We start from the raw sequence: 20,007 nt of genomic DNA, 5'->3' as shown, positions 1-20,007 counted from the left end.
CCTGATCGCAATCGATGGATGCTTACATCCAGTAAGGCGGCACGCCGTAATAGTCGTAGACCCGGCGTCCATTTTCCTTGTTCCAGTCGTATTCGTCATTGCCACCGTATTTAGGCGCGTTCTCCACCTGCTCGCGGGTCAGGTCCGTCTGGTAGCCGCCGAGGTTTTCGTCATAGGTTAGCTTGGCCCAGGGCAAGGGATAATGATCCTCGCCGATGCCGAGGAAGCCGCCAAAGCCGAGAACCGCGTAGGACACGCGACCGCTGCGCTTTTCGAGGATGACACGCTCGATGGAGCCGATGTGCTTGCCATCCGCGCCATAGACCTTGGTGCCTTCGACCTTGTCGCTAGCGATCAGGTCATGGGTTTCCTTGATGTTGGCGTCCTGGATGTTTGCGCTCTGATAGGTCATCGTTTTCTCCTTCATTCCATTCATACGAAGAGTTAACGGGGCAGTCTGCGGATGGTTCCATGGTTTGTGGGGCGATCGGACGACGACAGACCGCTTGTCGATTCGTCATTCTGTCACGCAAATCACCTAGTCACTGGGCCATCAGCCGACCGGAGCAGGCCCATGCGCTACGCCATCTATTTCACGCCGCCAATTCACGACCCGCTGTCGATCGCAGCGGAGAGTTGGCTCGGTCGAAACGTCTATTCGGGCGAGGTCACGGAGCGCCCATCCGGCATCGGCCTGAGTTCGCAGGAACTGGCCTTCTATACGGCCGTTCCCCGCCGCTATGGTTTCCACGCGACGATCAAGTCGCCGTTCCATCTCCATCCTGACAGGACCGAGGCCGGGCTGCTCAAGGCCCTGATGCAGTTTGCCGGCACCGTCACGCCGTTCGAGATGCCGCGCATGGAGATTGCCCGGCTCGGCGATTTCTTTGGGATTGCGCCGGTCCTTCCGTGCGAGGCGATGCAACTGCTGGCGGCCAAGGTGGTTCAACTGTTCGATGAATTTCGCGCGCCGCTTGGCGAGGCGGAAATCGAGCGCCGCGACCCGGACGGGCTGACCGCGCCGCAGTTTTCCAATCTGCATCGCTGGGGTTATCCCTATGTCATGGACGAATTCCGGTTTCATATGGCGCTGACCGGGCCGCTTTCAAAAGCCGCATCCAGCCGGCTTGAGACGGCTTTGAAACACGTCTTCGCGGCTTTGATGACCGAGCCGGTGCGCATTGCCAGCCTCGCTCTGTTCGTCGAGCCGGAGCCGGGTGCTCCGCTGCGCGTGCATTCGCAGCATCCGCTTGGCAAGATCACTGCGCGTCGGCCATCCCTGGCGCCCGGTCGGCCGGGTCAGTTTTCGGTCGGCGATCCCGGCCTTGTTTTCAGCGAACAGACGGCGGCCGCAGCGGTGCGTGGCCTGGAGCGCAGCTGGTAGTCGAGGATCCGACAGGATTGCGCTGTGGAGCAACGTCCGGAGAACACTTGCAAATCGCCGCTGGAAACTATCGGTGGCATCGCATTTTCATCTCGACTTTCCGGTTTCGGGTGCTACCGTTCCGGCATATTCGAAGGGTGATGTGATGGCAGACAGTTCCTATCCGCGCGATCTTGTCGGTTACGGCCGCAATCTTCCGCAGGTGCGGTGGCCGGGCGATGCGCGGATCGCGGTGCAGTTCGTCCTGAACTACGAGGAAGGCGGCGAAAGCTCGATCCTGGATGGCGACAAAGGCTCCGAATCACTGCTGTCGGAAATCGTCGGCGCGCAATCCTGGCCCGGCCAGCGCAATCTCAACATGGAATCGATCTATGAGTATGGGTCCCGCGCCGGCTTCTGGCGGCTCTGGCGCCTGCTGACCAGCCGCAAGATCGACGTCACCGTCTATGGCGTGACGCTAGCCATGGCGCGCAATCCTGAGGCTGTTGCCGCCATGAAGGAGGCCGGCTGGGAAATCGCCAGCCACGGTTACCGCTGGCTGGAATACAAGGATTTTTCCGAGGAAGACGAGCGCAGGCATATCCTCGAGGCGGTGCGCCTGCACACGGAGCTGACGGGTTCGCATCCGCTTGGCATGTACCAGGGCAAACCGTCCGGCAACACGCTGAAGCTGGTGCTGGAGGAGGGCGGTTTCGTTTATTCCTCGGATAGCTATGCCGACGATCTGCCCTATTGGGTGCCCGGCCTGACCCGGGACAAGCCGCACCTGATCATTCCCTATACGCTCGATGCCAACGATATGCGCTTTGCCACGCCGCAAGGCTTCAATTCCGGCGACCAGTTCTTCAGCTATCTGAAAGACACGTTCGACGTGCTCTATGCCGAAGGCAGGGAGGGCAGCCCGAAGATGATGAATATCGGGTTGCACTGCCGGCTTGTCGGCCGCCCGGGGCGCATTGCAGCCCTTGCGCGCTTCATCGACTATGTGCTCGATCACGAGAAGGTCTGGGTGCCCAAGCGCATCGACATCGCCCGGCACTGGCATGACCATCACAAACCGGAGGGTGGGCTTTGACCTTGCACCGTGACGACTTCGTCGCCCGCTTCGGCGGCGTCTTTGAGCATTCGCCCTTCATAGCCGAACGGGCGTTTGATGCCGGTGCCGAGATCCCGCTGACTGCCCAGTCCGTTCATGCCGTGATGTGCGATACCTTTCGCGCCGCAAGTGCTGCGGAACGGATCGGCGTGCTGCGCGCCCATCCGGATCTTGCCGGAAAACTGGCGATTGCCGGCGGGCTGACGCAGGATTCGAAGGCCGAACAGGCGTCTGCCGGCCTCGATCGGCTGAGCGCTGACGAACACGCCCGGTTCACCGCCCTCAACACGGCCTATGTCGAAAAATTCGGCTTCCCCTTCATCATCGCCGTCAAGGGCCTGACGAAGGACGATATCCTTGCCGCCTTCGAGACGCGGATCGACAACAGCGTCGATCAGGAATTCGAAACGGCCACGGCGCAGGTCGAGAAAATCGCGCGCCTGCGCCTGCAATCCATGCTCCCAGGAGAAGACAATGTCTGATGCACCGTCCGCCGATCTGCCCGATTTTACCATCGGGGCGGTCAATCTTGCCTCTGCGCGCCTCGGCGCCAAGGGGCTCTCCGTCACGGACGATTTCTTTGCACCGCTCGACCGGATGCTGCAGGACGAGCCGGCAAAATTCCTGCCAGACGTCTATGATGACAACGGCAAGTGGATGGACGGCTGGGAAAGCCGGCGCAAGCGCGTGCCCGGTCATGACTTCGGCATTGTTCGTCTTGCGATGCCCGGTGTGATCCATGGCTTCGATGTCGATACCAGCCATTTCACCGGCAATTACCCGCCCCATTGCAGCATAGAGGCCGCTTTCGTTGATGGCGGCGATCCGGACGATACCACGGTGTGGACGGAAATCGTCGCCAAGTCTGCACTTGGTCCCGGCATCGGCGCTGCCGCCCATCATTTCTTCAAGACATCGGGCGCTGCCTCCGAAAAGGTCTGGACGCATCTGCGCCTGCACATCTATCCAGATGGCGGCATCGCACGTCTGCGCGTATATGGAACGGCCCATTTTGACTGGAGCAAGGTCGATGCCTCGCAGGAGGTCGATCTTGCCTATATTTACAATGGCGCGAAATCGCTCGCCTGGTCGAATGCCCATTACGGCGTTCCCGACCAGATGCTCGGTCCGGGTCGCGGCATCAACATGGGCGACGGCTGGGAGACGGCACGGCGCCGGGGGCCAGGCCATGACTGGGCGATCATCCGGCTTGGCCATGCCGGCCTGATCCACCGCGTCGTTGTCGATACCGCCCATTTCAAGGGCAACTTTCCCGACAGCTGCGAATTGCTCGGTGCCAACCTGCCGGGGCACTCCGAACCGTTCAACGAGGCTGAGATTGCCAGTTCGGAAGCGTGGAGGCCTATCCTGCCGCGCCAGAAGCTGCAGATGGATCATATCCATGACTATGCCGGCGATGTCCTTCAGGCGATCGGGCCGGTGACGCATGTGCGCTATGCCATGTATCCGGATGGCGGCACCAGCCGTCTGCGCCTGTTCGGCACGAAGGCCTGACGGGATGCGCGTTCTCCCGATCCGCTCGTTGACCGCCGAGGCGTTCCGCCCGTTCGGAGAGGTCATTGACGCGGATCCGGCCCGCATGCGGCTGATCAATGGCGGCACGACCGAGCGTTTCCATGGGCTGGCGACGGTGGATGTGGCGGGCGAGGGCGCGCGGCCGATCCTCAGTATTTTCCGCGGCCAGCCACGACGTTTCCCCTATGCCATCGACATGATGGAGCGGCATCCGCTCGGCAGCCAGAGTTTTACGCCGCTGTCCGGGCGGCCGTGGCTGGTGGTGGTTGCCCCGGATGCTGGCGGCCGTCCGGGCCGGGCCATGGCTTTCCTGGCGGGGCCGCGGCAGGGCGTCAACTATCACCGCAATGTCTGGCATCACCCGTTGATGACGCTGGACGGCATCAGTGATTTCCTGATTGTCGACCGCGATGGTCCCGGCAATAATCTGGAAGAATTCTTCTACGAGGAACCGTTCCTGATCGAGGAACCGGTAAGGGATACGGATCTATGAGCGGACGCCTGACGACGCATGTTCTCGACACGGCGCTTGGCAAGCCTGCCAATGGGCTGGCGATCGACCTTTTCCGGATCGACGGGGAGACGAGGACGTTGATCCGCTCCGTTGTCACCAATTCCGACGGTCGTGTCGATGGCCCGATGCTGGAGGGCGAGGCCTTCGCGGCCGGCATCTATGAACTGCTGTTCCACGCCGGCGACTATTTGCGCGCGACCGGTGCAGTTCTTCCGGAACCTGCGTTTCTCGACCTGATCCCGCTGCGTTTCGGCATCGCCGATCCGACGAGCCACTACCACGTGCCCTTGCTGCTCTCGCCGTTCAGTTACTCGACCTATCGGGGGAGCTGAACACGCGCTGTCCTTGCAGGCGATCATACTTGTACGGCATTTCGTACAAGTGTGATCGTAGGGAGCCTGGTATGCGCACTGTCATGTTTCCGAAAGCAAGGGATGAACTGGCCGGCCTTTTGGACGAGGTGAGCCAGGACCGCGTGCCGATCGAAATTGTGCGCCGGGATAAGGCGTCGTCGATTCTTATCGACAAGCGGGAATACAAGGGCAAGCTGGAGACGCTTCAACTAATGTCCAGTCCGACCAACGCGAAACGTCTGATGGAGGCGATGGCAGATATTGAAGCGGGAAAAAACCTGGTTCATCATCCGCTTGTTGAGAACTAGCGCGCAGTGTTGCTGGTCTGGCACCAGAGTGCCTGGGATGATTACTTCTATTGGCAACAGACTGACAAAGCAGTTCAACTCCGTATCAACGAATTGATCAAAGACCTTATGCGTCATCCCTTTGGGGGGCTTGGGAAGCCCGAGCCGCTTCTGCAGAATTTCAAAGGCTATTGGTCACGGCGTATCACACAGGAGCACCGCCTGATCTATGTCGTTTCGGGAGAAGGCGAGAGGCAGACTGTGACGATGACACAATGCCGCTTCCACCACTGATCAATCCGAAATCACATCCCTGTCGATATCGCTGATATCGCGCTTGCCGCAGAGCGCCATGGTGATGTCGAGTTCCTTACGGATGATCTCCAATGCCAGCGTTACGCCGTCCTTGCCCATGGCGCCGAGACCATAGAGGAACGGGCGGCCGATATAGGTGCCCTTGGCGCCGAGGGCGATGGCCTTCAGGACGTCCTGGCCGGAGCGGATGCCACCGTCGAGATGGATTTCGATCTGGTCGCCGACGGCATCGACGATCCGTGGCAGCATGCTGATGGATGAGCGGGCGCCGTCGAGCTGGCGGCCGCCATGGTTGGAGACGATGATCGCATCGGCCCCTGTCCGTGCGGCCATTTTCGCGTCTTCGACGTCGAGAATGCCCTTGAGGATCAGTGGGCCGCCCCACATTTCCTTGATTTCGGCGACGTTTTCCCAAGAGAGTTGCGGGTCGAACTGTTCGGCCGTCCAGGAGGAAAGCGAGGAGAGGTCGGAGACATTCTTGGCATGGCCGACAATGTTGCCGAAGCTGCGGCGCTGCGTTTTCAGCATTTCCAGGCACCAGAGCGGTCGCGTGGCCATCTGCCAGATGTGTTTCGGCGTGAACTTCGGCGGTGCCGAGAGACCGTTGCGCAGATCCTTGTGGCGCTGGCCGAGAATTTGCAGGTCGAGCGTCAGCACCAGCGCCGAGCATTTGGCGGCCTTTGCCCGGTCGATCAGGTTTTTGACGAAATCCCGGTCGCGCATCACGTAAAGCTGGAACCAGAACGGCTTTGTCGTCACCGACGCGACGTCCTCGATCGAGCAGATGCTCATGGTCGACAGCGTGAAGGGGACCCCGAAGGCCTCTGCTGCCTGGGCTGCCAGCATTTCGCCGTCGGCATGCTGCATGCCCGTCAGGCCGGTCGGCGCAAGCGCGACGGGCATGGAGACCGGTTGGCCGATCATCGTCGTCGCCAGGGACCGCCTGGTCATATCGACGAGGACGCGCTGGCGCAGCTTGATGTCGTGGAAATCGGTTTCGTTGGCGCGATAGGTGCCTTCGGTCCAAGCGCCGCTATCGGCATAATCGAAGAACATCTTCGGGACCCGCCGCTTGGCAAGGGCTTTGAGTTCGCGGATATCGAGAGGCTTGGCCATGGCGGGGGCTTTCAACGGAGTGTTGCTCCGCCAATACCATGGATGCCGCGTACTTGTTAAGGGGCCGCAGCCCAAGAGGTAAAATAAATTTACCTCTTGGGCTGCGGTAGGCCGGATCGGTAACAGGTCCCTCCCTCCGCCGCAGCGGAAGGGGGAAGATGCATCAGTTGATCGCGTTGAGCGTCACGGATGTCCCGGTTGCTGCGATGTTGAGGCCAAGCTGTCCTGTGACGCTGACCGTCTGCAACTGGATCGAGCCGGACGTGCCGCCGACGAGGACGTTGGCGCCGATGCCTGCGCCGATCGTGGCTTCTGCAGTCGCGCCCTGATAGACGCCGCCGAGCGAGCCCTGATGATAGCCTGCCGTGGGTGCGAACACGGCCCAGACGAGACGGCTGCGCGTCGTAAAGCCGAGATCGACGCCCATCTTGCGGATCGCGCCGGTGTAGTTTTCAGTGCGCTCGCGGCCGACAGTCGACTTGAAGACGCAATCGATTTCCTTGGACGATCCGAGCACGTAGCCGACGCCGCCGCCGATCTCGCAATTGAGGTAGCCGATCTTCATGCCATTGCTGACATCGGCCTCCTGATAGGGGGCTGGCTCCTGGTTGACGGCAAGGTCGGCGGCCTGGGCGGCGGTGCCACCGGCAAGCATCGGCAGGACTGCAGCGAGCGCCAGAGCGTGAACAGGGTTCATGAGAATTCTCCTTCAGTTTAAAATCGTTGCCGCCCGGGCCTGGTTCATTGGCGCGTGCATGGCGGCAATCGTTAACGCCCGTAAACCTAGAAAGGTCCATTGGGACATTTCAGAGGCAGCCAGGCTGAAGAAGCGGGATGTCGGTGCACAACGACGGCTGCCTGACAGCTAGGCGCTGGAAAGGCTCGATTTGACAGGCTTGCCGGCCACATAGGTCTCGGCAATGGCCCGGTCGTCGCCCATGGTCTGCAGCAGGAAAAGTTCGTCGGCAAGCGAAGTGACGACTTCGGCCTTGAGCGCCATCGCCGGCGTTGCCGCCATGTTCAAAACGACGAAATCGGCATCGGAGCCGGGGTCAAGCGTGCCGATGCGATCGACGAGCGACAGGGCTTCCGCGTTGCCTCTGGTCATCATGTGATAGCTCTCGAGCGGATTGAGCCGCTCGCCCTGCAATTGCTGGATCTTGTACGCCTCGTCCATGGTGCGCAGCATCGAGTAGCTCGATCCGCCGCCAATGTCGGTTGCGACGGAAACGCGGACCGGCCTTTCGCGGCGGGCAAGGTGTTTGAGCGGAAACAGGCCGGAGCCTAGGAAAAGGTTGGATGTCGGGCAATGCACGGCGACCGATCCGGTCTCGCTCAACGCGTCCATCTCCCGTTCCGACAAATGGATGCAGTGCCCCAGCAGCGTCTTTGGCCCGAGAATGCCGTAGCGGGCATAGACATCGGTGTAATCCGTCGCGTCCGGATAGAGCGAACAGGTGAAATCGATCTCGTCGCGGTTCTCCGACAGATGTGTTTGAACATGCAGGTCCGGAAACTCGCGGATCAGCGTCTGCGTCACGTGCATCTGTTCCGGCGTCGAGGTGATTGCAAAGCGCGGCGTGATGGCCACGTGGTTGCGGCCCTTGCCGTGCCAGTCCTCGATCACGGCCCGGGTCTCGTCATAACCGGTTTCCGGCGTGTCGAGCAGGCCCTGTGGCGCGTTGCGGTCCATCATCACCTTGCCGGCGACCATGCGCATGTCGCGGCGCAGGGCTTCGGCAAAAAACGCATCGGCCGACGCCTTGTGAACCGAACAATAGGCAACGGCCGTGGTCGTGCCATGACGGATCATCTCGTCGAAGAAATGCATGGCGATGCGTGCCGCATGGGCGCTTTCGACGAAACGGCACTCCTCGGGAAAGGTGTAGGTGTTCAGCCATTCGAGCAGGTTGGCGGCATAGGAGCCGATCACCTGCATCTGGGGAAAGTGCAGATGTGTGTCGATCAGGCCGGGCAGGATCAGGTGCGGCCGGTGATCGATCTCGGTCACACCTTCAGGGGCCTGCGGTTTGACCATCGCGTAGGAACCACTGGCAATGATCAGACCGTCGGTCACGAGCAGCGCACCGTCGTTCTCATAGGCATAGGCCGCGTGGTCATCGAGGGTGTCCGGCTTGCGCAGGAAACTGAGCGTGCGCCCGCGGATCAGTGTTGTCGTCATCGGGTCTGGCTTTCCACGGCGGCACTCTCAAACCACACGGCCAGAAGCTGGCGTTCTTCCGCTGTCATCTCGGTGATATTGCCGGGCGGCATGGCATGGCTACGGCCGGCCTGGATGTAAATTTCGCGCGCATGGGCGGCGATCTCCGCCCCGTTTTCCAGGATAACGCCCTTCGGTGCCCGATTGATGCCCTCATAGACGGGCTCTGCCGCATGACACATCGAGCAGCGCGTCGAGATCATCTCCGTGACTGCCGGAAAATGGGCGTTGGCGGCAAAACGCTCGAAGGCGGGCGCGACCTGCGCCGTGTCGGTGCCGGTGAGCACTTTCGGCACTGTCGAGAGCCACATGATGACGATGAACAGGATGAGCGTCACGATCCAGGTCCAGGTCGGCCGGCCCTTTCTTGCATGGGTGGTGTTGAACCAGTGGCGGATGGTGACGCCCATCAGGAAGACGAGGGCGGCGATGATCCAGTTGAAGGCGGTGGCAAAGGCAAGCGGGTAGTGGTTCGACAGCATGAAGAAGATGACGGGAAGCGTCAGGTAGTTGTTGTGCAGCGAGCGCTGCTTGGCGATGACCCCATATTTCGGATCGGGCGTGCGGCCGGCGATCAGATCGGCAACCACGACGCGTTGGTTCGGCATGATGATGAAAAACACGTTGGCCGACATGATCGTCGCGGTAAACGCGCCCAGATGCAGGAAGGCGGCGCGACCGGAAAACACCTGCGTATAGCCCCAGGCCATGGCCACCAGCGCCACGTAGAGAATGCCCATCAGCACCCAGGTGTTCCTGCCAAGCGGCGACTTGCAGAGCAGATCGTAGAAGATCCAGCCGATGGCCAGCGATGCCAGCGAAATCAGGACCGCCGTGGTCGAGGAGATATCCAGCACATGCCGGTCGACGAGGAAGAGATCGGCGCCGCCGTAATAGACCAGACAGAGAAGGGCAAAGCCCGACAGCCAGGTCGTGTAGGCCTCCCATTTGAACCATGTGAGATGCTCGGGCATCATGGCCGGGGCGACCAGATATTTCTGGATGTGGTAGAAACCGCCGCCATGCACCTGCCATTCCTCGCCATAGGCGCCGACCGGCAGGTGGTCGCGTTTCACCAGACCGAGGTCGAGGGCGATGAAATAGAAGGACGACCCGATCCATGCGATTGCGGTGATCACATGCAGCCAGCGGACGGCAAAGGAAAGCCATTCCCAGGCTATGGCGTATTCATACATTCACGTCCCCTTTTCTTCTCCCGCACTGCCACATTGCGAAAATTTCGGGCAGGAGGGAAGGGCGAAAAGCATCTGTCCATCGGATGATTGCGGTGGACGGCCACACGGCGACCGTCGGCAGCCGCGCTCATTCGCAGAGCGGTGCGAGTTCTTCGAGCAGCCAGTTGCGGAAGTCGCGGATCTTCGGCGTGTTGCGGCGCCCTTCCGGATAGACCAGCCAGTAATCGCGGCCGTCATTGCAGGTGAGGGGAAAGGGCTGAAAGAGTTGCCCACTGGCGATCTCGTCCTGGAAATGCTTCGGATTGACGATGGCGACCCCTTGGCCGGCGATCGCCATGGCGGCGTCGAAGGACTGCGTGCCGAGTTCATTGGGCGGAAAACGCTCCAGCCCGGGGTTTTCGATGCCGGCAGCAGTGAACCATTGTTTCCACCAGGGATCCGCGGCGCTGATGATCGACAGTTTCAAAAGATCCGCCGGCTCGTTTATGCCACCAACGGCGGCTGCAAGTTTCGGGCTGAGCATCGGGGTGAAATCCAGCCGCATGATGCGGTGCGCACGCAGTCCGGCCCAGCCGCCGGTGCCGAAACGAATGGCGACATCGGCGCGGGTGCTGACGAAATCGATAATCAGCGGCGACGTTGTCAGGCGCACGGCAATATTGGGGTGTTTGAGCTGGAAACTGCCCAGAGTGCGGGTCAGCCATTGCTGGGCAAAGGTTGCCGTCGAATCAATGTGCAGCAATTGCCCGGCATTGCTGCGTAAGGATGCCATGGCTTCCTCCAGAATGCCGAACCCCTGCGCGATCTTCGGGGCCAGTTGTTCGCCGGCCTGCGTCAGTGTCACCAGACGAGGCCGGCGCAGGAACAAGGGTTCCCCGACATGCTCCTCCAGCAGCTTGATCTGGTAGCTGACAGCCGTCTGCGTCATGCCAAGTTCGTCGCCGGCCTTGGTAAAACTGCCAAGGCGCGCTGCCGCCTCGAAGACGCGCAGGGCATTGAGCGGCATCTGCCTCGACATCTTCATGGATAAGTACTCTTGATGCATTGCGATCGTCGTTCGATTGGAATTTCAACATTATTCACTGCATCCTGCAATCCTGTTGATCAGAATTATCAGGTGCTTCATGGACTGCCAAATCGTTGATATCAGCCGCCCGTCCGCGTTTTGCCGGTTCAAGCGACGCCTGCACGCGCTGCTTCACGCCGCCAGGCGGTTTCACAGATCAGCGGAGACGAAGCTCGATCTCGAGGTGATGTCGGATTATATGAAACGGGATCTGGGGTTCCTCGATGGACGCGATCCGCGTCACGATCCGGACGTCACCCGATAGGCGGCAAGCGCTGTGAGGATTTCGGCAGCCGCCAGTGCGGCGATGACCGCTGGCCGCTTGTCTGCAACGGTCTTTCCGCCGATGGGCAAGATCAGGCGATCGATCTTGTCGTCCTGCAGGCCTTCCCGTCGTGCCCAGCTTGCGAAGGTCGCACGCTTGGTCTTCGAGCCGATCATGCCGACATAGGCGAGGTCCTCTCGCGCCAGCGCTTGCCTCGCGATCAGGAAATCCAGTGCATGATCATGGGTGAGGATGATGACGGCAGAACCGGGCGCGGCATGGCCCACGACTGATTCCGGCATGGCGACAAGACGGTGGCTGGCCCCTGATGCCATCAGGTCGAGTTCGCTCTTGCGCGTTTCGACGGCGTATATTTTCAGCGGCAACAGCAACAGGGCGTCGGCGAGCGCACGACCGACATGGCCAGCGCCAAACAGCCAGACTTCGGGCAGGGCGGCAAGTCTTTCCCGCAGGCGCCTCACCAGAGATGCCCGGGCCGCATCGTCGGCGATCGTGAACCGCAAGAGGACACGTCCACCGCAGCACTGGCCGATGTCCGGCCCCAGCGGAATATCCATTTCGTATCGATCGGTGATACCGGCGAGCAGCGCGCGGGCGTTGTCGATCGCCAGAAACTCCATCTGGCCGCCGCCGATGGTGCCATGGGTATCTGTCGCGGAGACCAGCATGAACGCACCGGTTTCGCGCGGCGTCGAGCCCAAAGCCTCGACGATCTCGACGATCACCAGCCGGTATTCGCGCTCCAGAAAGGCTCCAAGACTATCGACTGCAAAGTTCATGCGCGTCTCAGACTTTCCCAGCGCGCAGGCGCTCGACCGCCATGAGCACCCGTTCCGGTGTTGCCGGCGCATCGAGCCTTGGGCATTCGCGGTAGTCGGCCACGCTGGCGACGGCCATGGACAGCGCTTCCAGCACCGAGATCGGCAGCATGAAGGGGGGCTCGCCGACGGCCTTGGAGCGGCCGACGGTCTTTTCCGCATTCTCCGCCCATTCGGCCAGCTTGACGTTGAAGATTTTCGGCCGGTCGGAAGCCAGCGGGATCTTGTAGGTCGACGGCGCGTGGGTGCGCAGCCGGCCCTTGGCGTCCCACCACAATTCCTCCGTCGTCAGCCAGCCCATGCCCTGCACAAAGCCGCCTTCGATCTGGCCTATGTCGATCGCCGGATTGAGCGATTTGCCGACATCGTGCAGCACGTCGACCCGATCGACCATATATTCGCCGGTCAGCGTATCGATGGAGACCTCCGAGACCGAGGCGCCATAGGCGTAGTAGTAGAACGGCGTGCCGCGGCCGGTGTTGCGGTCCCAGTGGATTTTCGGCGTCTTGTAGAAGCCGGCGGCCGAGAGCTGAACCCTGGCGAAATAGGCCTGTTTGACAAAATCGGGGAACGGCACCAGCGCCTCGCCAATCTTCACATGGTTGGCGACGAAGCTGATCTTGTCCGGCGTCGTCTGCCAGCGCTCGGCGGCAAAGGCAACGAGGCGTTCCTTGATCTGTCGGGCTGCGTCAAAGGTCGCCATGCCGTTGAGGTCTGTCCCGGATGAGGCGGCGGTGGCGGACGTGTTCGGCACCTTGCCGGTTGTTGTCGCGGTGATCTTCACGCGGTCGATATCGACCTGGAAACTGTCGGCCAGAACCTGCGCCACCTTGGTATAGAGCCCCTGGCCCATTTCGGTGCCGCCATGGTTCAGGTGGATCGAGCCATCCTGGTAGACATGGACAAGCGCGCCCGCCTGGTTGAAGGCGGTCATGGTGAAGGAAATTCCGAACTTGACCGGTGTCAGCGCGATGCCCTTGCGGATGATGCGGCTTGTCCTGTTGTCGTCAACGATCGCTGCGCGACGTGCCTGGTAATCGCTGCTCGCCTCCAGTTCCGCAACGATGCGGCGGATGATGTTGTCTTCGACCGTCTGGTGATAGGGCGTGACGTCACGGCCGGAGCCGGTCTCGCCATAGAAATTCAGCTTGCGGACTTCGAGCGGATCCTTGCCGACCGCATAGGCGATCTCCTCGATCATGCGCTCGCCGCCGAGCATGCCCTGCGGCCCGCCAAACCCGCGATAGGCGGTGTTGGAGACGGTGTGCGTTTTTAACGGCTGCGAGGTTAGCGTCACATGCGGATAGAAATAGGAGCTGTCGGCGTGGAACAGCGCCCGGTCGGTGACCGGACCTGAAAGGTCCGAGGAATAGCCGCAACGCGCCGCGTAGTTGGCTTTCACCGCATGGATGCGGCCTTCATCGTCGAAGCCGACATCGTAGTCGACCAGGAAATCGTGGCGCTTGCCGGTCGCGGTCATGTCCTCGTCGCGGTCCGGGCGGAACTTGACGGCGCGGTTGAGTTTCTTGGCGGCGACGGCCGCCAGCACGGCAAACTGGTTGCCCTGCGTTTCCTTGCCGCCGAAGCCGCCGCCCATGCGGCGCACATTGACGGTGACTGCGTTGGAGGGCACGCCGAGCACATGGCCGACCATGTGCTGGACCTCGCTTGGATGCTGTGTGGAGGACCAGACAGTGACCTCGTCGTCTTCGCCCGGAATGGCAAAGGCAATGTGGCTTTCGAGATAGAAATGCTCCTGCCCGCCGATCCGCATCCGGCCTTTCAGCCGCCGCGGGGCAAGCTCCAGTTCGGCATCCGCGTCGCCGCGCTGCAATGTCAGCGGCTTGGTGACAACAGCGGCGCCGTTTGCCAGGGCATCGGTGATGTCGGTGTGGTGCGGCCGGTCGCGATAGGTGATCTTTGCCAGCCGTGCCGCGCGGCGCGCAATGTCGCGCGTCTCGGCAATGACGGCAAAGGCCGGCTGGCCATGGAACTGCACGAGACCATCGGCGAGCACCGGCTCGTCGTCGAGATGGCTGGGGCTGATATCGTTGGAATGGGGCATGTCCCGGGCCGTCAGAACGCAGATGACGCCGGGCGTTGCCTCGACCTCGGACAGGTCCATCGCGAGGATCTCGGCATGGGCCCGATCGGTCAGGCCGAGCGCCCCATGCAGCGTTCCCGCCGGCTCCGGCATGTCGTCGATATAGTCGGCGGATCCTGCGACATGCTTGTGCGCGCTGTCGTGTCGCAAGGTTGCGTGCATCGGACCGGCGATGGTCTTGCGGTCGTCGAAGGGGGTGTTGTCCATTATGCCACTCCCTCGAACCGGTGCAGTTGCACGGTCTCGCCTGAGGTTTCCAGGTAGAACCGCATCATGAGGTTCCGTGCCGTCAATTGCCGGTATTCCGCGGTGGCGCGCCAGTCGCTGAGCGGCTGGTAGTCGGCATCGAAGGCGGCCTGGGCTTCTGTGATCGTCGTTTCGTTCCACTGCCTGCCGATGAGAGCGGCTTCGACATTTGCGGCGCGCTTCGGCGTGCCAGCCATGCCGCCAAAGGCGATGCGGGCAGACGTCACGCGGTTGCTGTCATCGAGCGCGATCCGGAAGGCGCCGCACAGTGCCGAAATATCCTCGTCGCGGCGTTTGGAAATCTTGTAGACAGCAAACCGCTCGCTCTGCGGCATCTGCGGGACGAACAGGCTTTCGACGAATTCTCCGGGCTGCCGATCCTGCCTGCCATATTCGATGTAGAAGGCTTCGAGCGGCAGCGTGCGTGCGCCGGCCTTCGAGCGCAGCGTGACCGTGGCATCGAGCGCGATCAAAGGTGGCGGTGTGTCGCCGATCGGCGAGCCATTGGCGACATTGCCGCCAAGCGTGCCCATGTTGCGCACCTGCGCGCCGCCGATGCGGTCAATCAGGGCGCCAAACACGGGATAGGCGGCAGCAATCTTCGAAAAGGCCATGGAATAGCTGACGCCTGCGCCGATGGTCAGGCCGTCAGCGGTCTCCTCGATTGTCTGCAGTGCATCGAGGCCGTTGATGAAGACAACAGGGTTGATGCGGCGAAACTGCTTGGTGACCCAGAGCCCGACATCGGTGGAGCCGGCAACAACAGTGGCTGTCGGGTGGTCGGCAAGGATGTCGGCCAGTGCCGTCACCGTGCCGGGAACGATCAGCCGGTCTTCTCCGGATGCGATGGTGATGGTCTGCGTCGTCTTCAGGTGCTGCAGGCGCGTGGTGATCGAAGCCCGGACCTTGAGGATCGGATCGAAGACGGCGCTGGGCCGCGCCGCCGCCACGGCTTCCGCTGCCCTGACGATCGGCTCGTAGCCCGTGCAACGACAGAGATTTCCCTGCAGCGCCTTTTCGATGTCGGCGCGTGATGGCCTGTCGCTGGATAGCCAGAGGCCGTAGAGCGACATGACAAAACCCGGCGTGCAGAATCCGCACTGCGAGCCGTGATAATCGACCATGGCCTGCTGCACCGGATGCAGCGTCCCGTCCTTTGCGGCCAGATGTTCGACGGTGACGACATGGGTGGCGTTGAGCGATCCGGTAAAGCGGATACAGGCATTGACGCTCTCATAGACCAGTTCACCCTGGACCAGGCGCCCCACAAGAACCGTGCAGGCACCGCAGTCGCCCTCGGCACAGCCTTCCTTGGTTCCGGTCAGGCGGCGTTCGAGCCGCAGGTAATCCAGCAGCGTTGCTGTCGGCGCGAGATCGGAAAGCACGACATCCGTTTCGTTCAGAATGAAGCGAATGCTGCCGGTGTGCTGTGTCATGCGGTCTCTTCTTATGATGCGGTGCATTCAAACTACGCGCAAAAGCGTTCGGCTGACAATTGTGTTTTTGTCGGCTCCGTCGCAGGATCGTCGCGCGGGCCGAACAGGCCTTTTTGCGTTTTGTTTTCGTTTGACATTCGTTTTTGCATCGTATTGAAGTTTTTGAATGATTGCGCCGTCTTTGGGAGAAGCGGCCGGGACATTCAAAAAGAGATTTAAGGGGGAGGGGTGCATGGCTCAGTATGTTCTTGCGATCGATCAGGGCACGACATCGACCCGGGCCATCGTCTTCGACGGCAAGCAGGCGGTCGTCGGCTCCGGACAGAAGGAGTTCAAGCAGCATTTCCCTAAATCCGGCTGGGTCGAGCATGATCCGGAGGAGATCTGGGAGACGGTCGTCTGGACCGTAAACGAGGCGATCCGCAAGGCCGGCATCACCGCATCCGACATTTCGGCGATCGGCATTACCAACCAGCGCGAGACCGTCGTCGTCTGGGAGCGCGAGAGCGGCAAACCGATCCACAATGCCATCGTCTGGCAGGATCGCCGCACCGCCTCCTATTGCGACAAGCTGAAACGGCAGGGGCTTGAAAAGACCTTTACCAAGAAGACCGGACTTCTGCTCGACCCGTATTTTTCCGGCACGAAGCTGTCGTGGATGCTCGCCAATGTGAAGGGCGCACGCACCAGGGGCGCGAGGGGCGAACTCTGCTTCGGCACGATCGACACCTTCCTGATCTGGCGGCTGACCGGCGGCAAAAGCTTTGCCACCGACGCCACCAACGCCTCGCGCACGCTGATGTACAACATCGTCGAAAACGACTGGGATCGGGAACTGCTCGATATCCTGCGCGTGCCGGAGGCGATGCTGCCGGAGGTCAAGGATTGTGCCGCGGATTTCGGCGTCACCGACAAGGCGCTGTTCGGTGCTGAAATTCCGATCCTCGGCGTTGCCGGCGACCAGCAGGCGGCAACCATCGGCCAGGCGTGTTTTTCGCCGGGCATGCTGAAATCCACCTATGGAACCGGATGTTTCGCGCTGCTCAACACCGGCAAGGATATCGTCCGCTCGAAAAACCGCTTGCTGACGACGATTGCCTACCGACTGAACGGCGAGACGACCTATGCGCTCGAAGGCTCGATCTTCATTGCGGGGGCCGCTGTGCAATGGCTGCGCGACGGGCTGAAGGTCATCAAGTCGGCTGCGGATACCGGTGCGCTGGCTGAAAGTGCCGACCCGGCGCAGGAGATCTATCTCGTTCCCGCCTTCACCGGACTGGGTGCGCCGCACTGGGATCCGGACGCGCGCGGCGCGATTTTCGGCATGACCCGTAACACAGGCCCCGCCGAATTTGCCCGCGCCGCACTGGAGGCCGTCTGTTACCAGACGCGCGACCTGCTCGATGCCATGCACAAGGACTGGAAGAGCGACGACCGGGAGACGGTCCTGCGTGTCGATGGCGGCATGGTGGCGTCCGACTGGACGATGCAGCGGCTTTCCGACCTGCTCGACGCACCTGTCGATCGTCCGACCATTCTGGAGACCACGGCGCTCGGTGTTGCCTGGCTTGCCGGCAGCCGCGCCGGTGTCTGGCCGGACCGAGAAGGCTTTGCCGCCTCCTGGGCCCGCGACCGCCGTTTCGAACCGTCCATGGATGACAAGACGCGGGCTGCAAAGCTGAAGGGCTGGCGCAATGCGGTGAAGCGGACGCTGAGCGAGGTGTGAGGGTCTGTCATTGAGACGTCGTGATCCCTTACAGGCTGCGCGCGTTAAAACTTGGAAAATGGACTGCATCCCGAGGATTTTTGGAGATCGCATTCTGGTGTTTGACAATGCGGTGGCTCTTGTTTGTGCTGGATTGCATGTTCCAGATAAGCGGCCGGAGCGAATGCCATCATCGCCGCCACGGTGCTCCACAACGACCTGACTGTGGTTGCTCGCAATATACGGGATTTCAGAGGAATCGGAGTTCGGTTGATGAACCCATGGGACGGTTGAGCGCCCGTTGAAACAGAGTGTTTCAACTTCGACACTGTGAGGTTTAATTGCTGATCGCTATTCATGGATCGAACCAGCACCCGCACAAAGGCGGCACCAGACAGGAAATCTCATGGAACTCGGTCTCTACACATTCGGTGACGTGCATCCGCAGGCGCCCGGTGGGCGTGGCGTGGAAGGGGCGGAACGGGTTCGGCATCTGATCGAGGAGATCGAACTTGCCGATCAGGTCGGGCTCGATGTCTTCGGGCTGGGCGAACACCACCGGCCGGACTATGTGGCATCCGCCCCGGCGATGATCCTGGCTGCCGCTGCGGCGCGTACGAAAAACATCACGCTTTCCAGTGCCGTCACCGTGCTTAGTTCCGAGGATCCGGTTCGCGTGTTCCAGCAGTTCGCGACGCTCGATCTCATTTCCGGTGGCCGGGCCGAGATCATGGCAGGACGCGGTTCGTTCATCGAATCCTTCCCGCTGTTCGGCTACGACCTTGATGACTACGATCAGCTTTTCACCGAAAAGCTTGACCTTCTGCTCGCCATCCGTGACAGCGAGATCGTCACCTGGGCGGGCGAGAAACGCCGGCCGATCAACGCGCGTGGCGTCTATCCGCGGCCATTGCAGGCGGACATTCCGATCTGGATCGCGGTCGGCGGCACGCCGCAATCGGTGGCGCGGGCCGGTGCCATGGGCCTGCCGTTTGCGCTGGCGATCATCGGGGGCGAGCCGGCGCGGTTTGCGCCGTTGTTCGATCTGTATCGGGAGGCAGCGCGCCGAGCAGGGCAAGATCCCAAAAAGCTGAAGACCAGCATCAATTTACACGGCTTTATCGCCGATACGACACAGGCCGCCGCCGACCAGTTTTATGGACCGCAGGCCGAGGTGATGAACCGCATCGGCCGCGAGCGCGGCTGGGGGCCGACCAGCCGGGCGCATTTCGACCAGGCGATCGGGCCGAACGGTAATCTGTTTCTCGGCGATCCCGACACTGTCGCCGAAAAGATCGTCCGGCATCAGAGGCTGTTCCACAACGATCGTTTCCTGCTGCAGATGGCCATCGGGCTGGTGCCGCACGACCAGATCATGCGCGGCATCGAGCTTTATGGTACCAAGGTCGCGCCTCTGGTGCGGCAGGCCCTGGCCGAGGATGCTGAAAAACAGGCAAAATCTGCGTGATTTGCAGCGTTTCCTATCCGTCCCGTCTGGATTGCCGTAGCTGGACGGCCTAGACAGGCCGCGAAAGCGAGATCTTATGACACTGGACAATGACAATGATCTGGAGCGGCTGAAGGAGATCGGCCGCATTTGTGCCAATGCGCTGAAGGTGATGGGCGACGCGCTCGAGCCGGGGATGACGACCGCGGAGCTAGATGCCATCGGGCGCAAGGTGCTGGAAGACGCCGGTGCGCGCTCGGCGCCTGAACTTGCCTACAAGTTTCCGGGCGCCACCTGCATCAGCGTCAACGAGGAAATTGCCCACGGCATTCCGGGCGCCCGTGTCATCAAGGCCGGCGACCTCGTCAATATCGATGTTTCCGCCGAAAAGAATGGCCTGTTCGCCGATACCGGCGCGTCGTTTTCCGTGCCGCCGGTCAAGCCGCTGATTGACCGGCTCTGCCGCGACGGCAAGCGCGCCATGTGGGTCGGCCTCAAGCAGGTGCGCGCCGACCAGCCATTGTCGGCGATCGGCAATGCCATCGGAACGTTTGCGCGCAAGAACCGCTATACGCTGGTGACAAACCTTGCCAGCCATGGCGTCGGCCTGTCGCTGCACGAGGAGCCGACCGAGATCGCCACCTGGCCGGATAAACACGAGAAGCGCCGCATGACCGACGGCATGGTGTTCACGGTCGAGCCGTTCCTGTCGCTGGGCGCGCAATTCGCGCAGGATGGCGAGGATGATCCGTGGACGCTCTACAGCCAGCCGCGGGCACCGACGGTGCAATATGAGCATACGGTCGTCGCCACCCGCTCCGGGCCGCTGGTGGTGACGCTGCCGGATTGAGGGCTGCATTCCGGGCGCTGATCGGAACGAT

At 61.5% G+C, this 20,007-nt stretch carries 20 protein-coding genes; 11 read left to right on the top strand and 9 right to left on the bottom strand.

Features of this window, described 5'->3' with window-relative positions; all coding sequences use genetic code 11:
* Positions 1-22: 22 nt before the first annotated feature.
* Positions 23-412: a PRC-barrel domain-containing protein gene (locus AX760_RS12640; RefSeq protein WP_071833314.1), complete on the bottom strand. Its 390-nt coding sequence runs from the start codon at positions 410-412 to the stop codon at positions 23-25.
* A 162-nt stretch (positions 413-574) separates the two neighbouring features.
* On the opposite strand from AX760_RS12640, the gene AX760_RS12635 reads away from it, so the two are divergent.
* The 8 genes from AX760_RS12635 to AX760_RS12600 all read left to right on the top strand — a co-directional run bounded on the left by AX760_RS12635 (position 575) and on the right by AX760_RS12600 (position 5,464).
* The gene (locus AX760_RS12635; RefSeq protein ID WP_071833231.1) at positions 575-1,384 is read left to right on the top strand and encodes a DUF1045 domain-containing protein; all 810 of its coding nucleotides are present in this window, start codon (positions 575-577) and stop codon (positions 1,382-1,384) included.
* Between the two features lie 145 nt (positions 1,385-1,529).
* The gene (gene puuE, locus AX760_RS12630) at positions 1,530-2,459 is read left to right on the top strand and encodes an allantoinase PuuE (protein ID WP_071833313.1); all 930 of its coding nucleotides are present in this window, start codon (positions 1,530-1,532) and stop codon (positions 2,457-2,459) included.
* A gap of 2 nt (positions 2,460-2,461) precedes the next feature.
* The gene (gene uraD / locus AX760_RS12625; RefSeq protein ID WP_071833312.1) at positions 2,462-2,962 is read left to right on the top strand and encodes a 2-oxo-4-hydroxy-4-carboxy-5-ureidoimidazoline decarboxylase; all 501 of its coding nucleotides are present in this window, start codon (positions 2,462-2,464) and stop codon (positions 2,960-2,962) included.
* Positions 2,955-3,995 (top strand): allantoicase, encoded by a 1,041-nt coding sequence (alc, locus tag AX760_RS12620; protein ID WP_071833230.1) that lies wholly within the window; start codon positions 2,955-2,957, stop codon positions 3,993-3,995. Before uraD ends, alc begins: the two co-directional genes overlap by 8 nt.
* A 4-nt stretch (positions 3,996-3,999) precedes the next feature.
* Positions 4,000-4,509, top strand: coding sequence for an ureidoglycolate lyase (locus tag AX760_RS12615; protein ID WP_071833229.1), 510 nt, complete (start codon positions 4,000-4,002; stop codon positions 4,507-4,509).
* Positions 4,506-4,862 (top strand): hydroxyisourate hydrolase, encoded by a 357-nt coding sequence (gene uraH, locus AX760_RS12610; protein ID WP_071833228.1) that lies wholly within the window; start codon positions 4,506-4,508, stop codon positions 4,860-4,862. Before AX760_RS12615 ends, uraH begins: the two co-directional genes overlap by 4 nt.
* A gap of 71 nt (positions 4,863-4,933) precedes the next feature.
* Positions 4,934-5,191, top strand: a complete 258-nt coding sequence (locus AX760_RS12605; RefSeq protein WP_071833227.1) for a type II toxin-antitoxin system Phd/YefM family antitoxin — start codon at positions 4,934-4,936, stop codon at positions 5,189-5,191.
* Positions 5,192-5,197: 6 nt separating this feature from the next.
* Positions 5,198-5,464: a Txe/YoeB family addiction module toxin gene (locus tag AX760_RS12600; RefSeq protein WP_071833226.1), complete on the top strand. Its 267-nt coding sequence runs from the start codon at positions 5,198-5,200 to the stop codon at positions 5,462-5,464.
* Here the strand turns inward: AX760_RS12600 and AX760_RS12595 are convergent, their stop codons facing one another.
* From AX760_RS12595 to xdhA, 8 genes are all read right to left on the bottom strand, one after another.
* Positions 5,465-6,601, bottom strand: a complete 1,137-nt coding sequence (locus AX760_RS12595; RefSeq protein WP_071833225.1) for an alpha-hydroxy acid oxidase — start codon at positions 6,599-6,601, stop codon at positions 5,465-5,467.
* Positions 6,602-6,764: 163 nt separating this feature from the next.
* The gene (locus AX760_RS12590) at positions 6,765-7,298 is read right to left on the bottom strand and encodes a DUF992 domain-containing protein (RefSeq protein ID WP_071833224.1); all 534 of its coding nucleotides are present in this window, start codon (positions 7,296-7,298) and stop codon (positions 6,765-6,767) included.
* Positions 7,299-7,466: 168 nt separating this feature from the next.
* Complete coding sequence (gene guaD / locus AX760_RS12585) at positions 7,467-8,783, bottom strand: guanine deaminase (protein WP_071833223.1); 1,317 nt, start codon at positions 8,781-8,783, stop codon at positions 7,467-7,469.
* Complete coding sequence (locus AX760_RS12580) at positions 8,780-10,018, bottom strand: urate hydroxylase PuuD (protein ID WP_071833222.1); 1,239 nt, start codon at positions 10,016-10,018, stop codon at positions 8,780-8,782. Before AX760_RS12580 ends, guaD begins: the two co-directional genes overlap by 4 nt.
* Positions 10,019-10,145: 127 nt before the next feature.
* Complete coding sequence (locus AX760_RS12575; RefSeq protein ID WP_245295007.1) at positions 10,146-11,042, bottom strand: LysR substrate-binding domain-containing protein; 897 nt, start codon at positions 11,040-11,042, stop codon at positions 10,146-10,148.
* Positions 11,043-11,324: 282 nt separating this feature from the next.
* The gene (gene xdhC / locus AX760_RS12565) at positions 11,325-12,149 is read right to left on the bottom strand and encodes a xanthine dehydrogenase accessory protein XdhC (RefSeq protein WP_071833220.1); all 825 of its coding nucleotides are present in this window, start codon (positions 12,147-12,149) and stop codon (positions 11,325-11,327) included.
* 7 nt (positions 12,150-12,156) lie between these two features.
* The gene (gene xdhB / locus AX760_RS12560) at positions 12,157-14,499 is read right to left on the bottom strand and encodes a xanthine dehydrogenase molybdopterin binding subunit (protein WP_071833219.1); all 2,343 of its coding nucleotides are present in this window, start codon (positions 14,497-14,499) and stop codon (positions 12,157-12,159) included.
* The gene (xdhA, locus tag AX760_RS12555) at positions 14,499-15,974 is read right to left on the bottom strand and encodes a xanthine dehydrogenase small subunit (protein WP_071833218.1); all 1,476 of its coding nucleotides are present in this window, start codon (positions 15,972-15,974) and stop codon (positions 14,499-14,501) included. Before xdhA ends, xdhB begins: the two co-directional genes overlap by 1 nt.
* Before the next feature lie 232 nt (positions 15,975-16,206).
* Here xdhA and glpK point away from each other — a divergent pair, with 232 nt between their 5' ends.
* The 3 genes from glpK (at position 16,207) to map (ending at position 19,976) form a co-directional block, all read left to right on the top strand.
* Positions 16,207-17,700, top strand: coding sequence for a glycerol kinase GlpK (gene glpK, locus AX760_RS12550; RefSeq protein ID WP_071833217.1), 1,494 nt, complete (start codon positions 16,207-16,209; stop codon positions 17,698-17,700).
* A gap of 385 nt (positions 17,701-18,085) precedes the next feature.
* On the top strand, positions 18,086-19,147 hold the full coding sequence (locus AX760_RS12545) for an LLM class flavin-dependent oxidoreductase (protein ID WP_071833216.1): 1,062 nt from the start codon (positions 18,086-18,088) through the stop codon (positions 19,145-19,147).
* A 76-nt stretch (positions 19,148-19,223) separates the two neighbouring features.
* Positions 19,224-19,976, top strand: a complete 753-nt coding sequence (gene map, locus AX760_RS12540; protein WP_071833215.1) for a type I methionyl aminopeptidase — start codon at positions 19,224-19,226, stop codon at positions 19,974-19,976.
* Positions 19,977-20,007 lie beyond the last annotated feature (31 nt).

The sequence above is a fragment of the Pararhizobium antarcticum genome (assembly GCF_001885585.1).
GTDB lineage: Bacteria > Pseudomonadota > Alphaproteobacteria > Rhizobiales > Rhizobiaceae > Pararhizobium > Pararhizobium antarcticum.
Note: the sequence above shows the minus strand (reverse complement) of the source record. Positions and strands in the feature narration are given on the sequence as shown.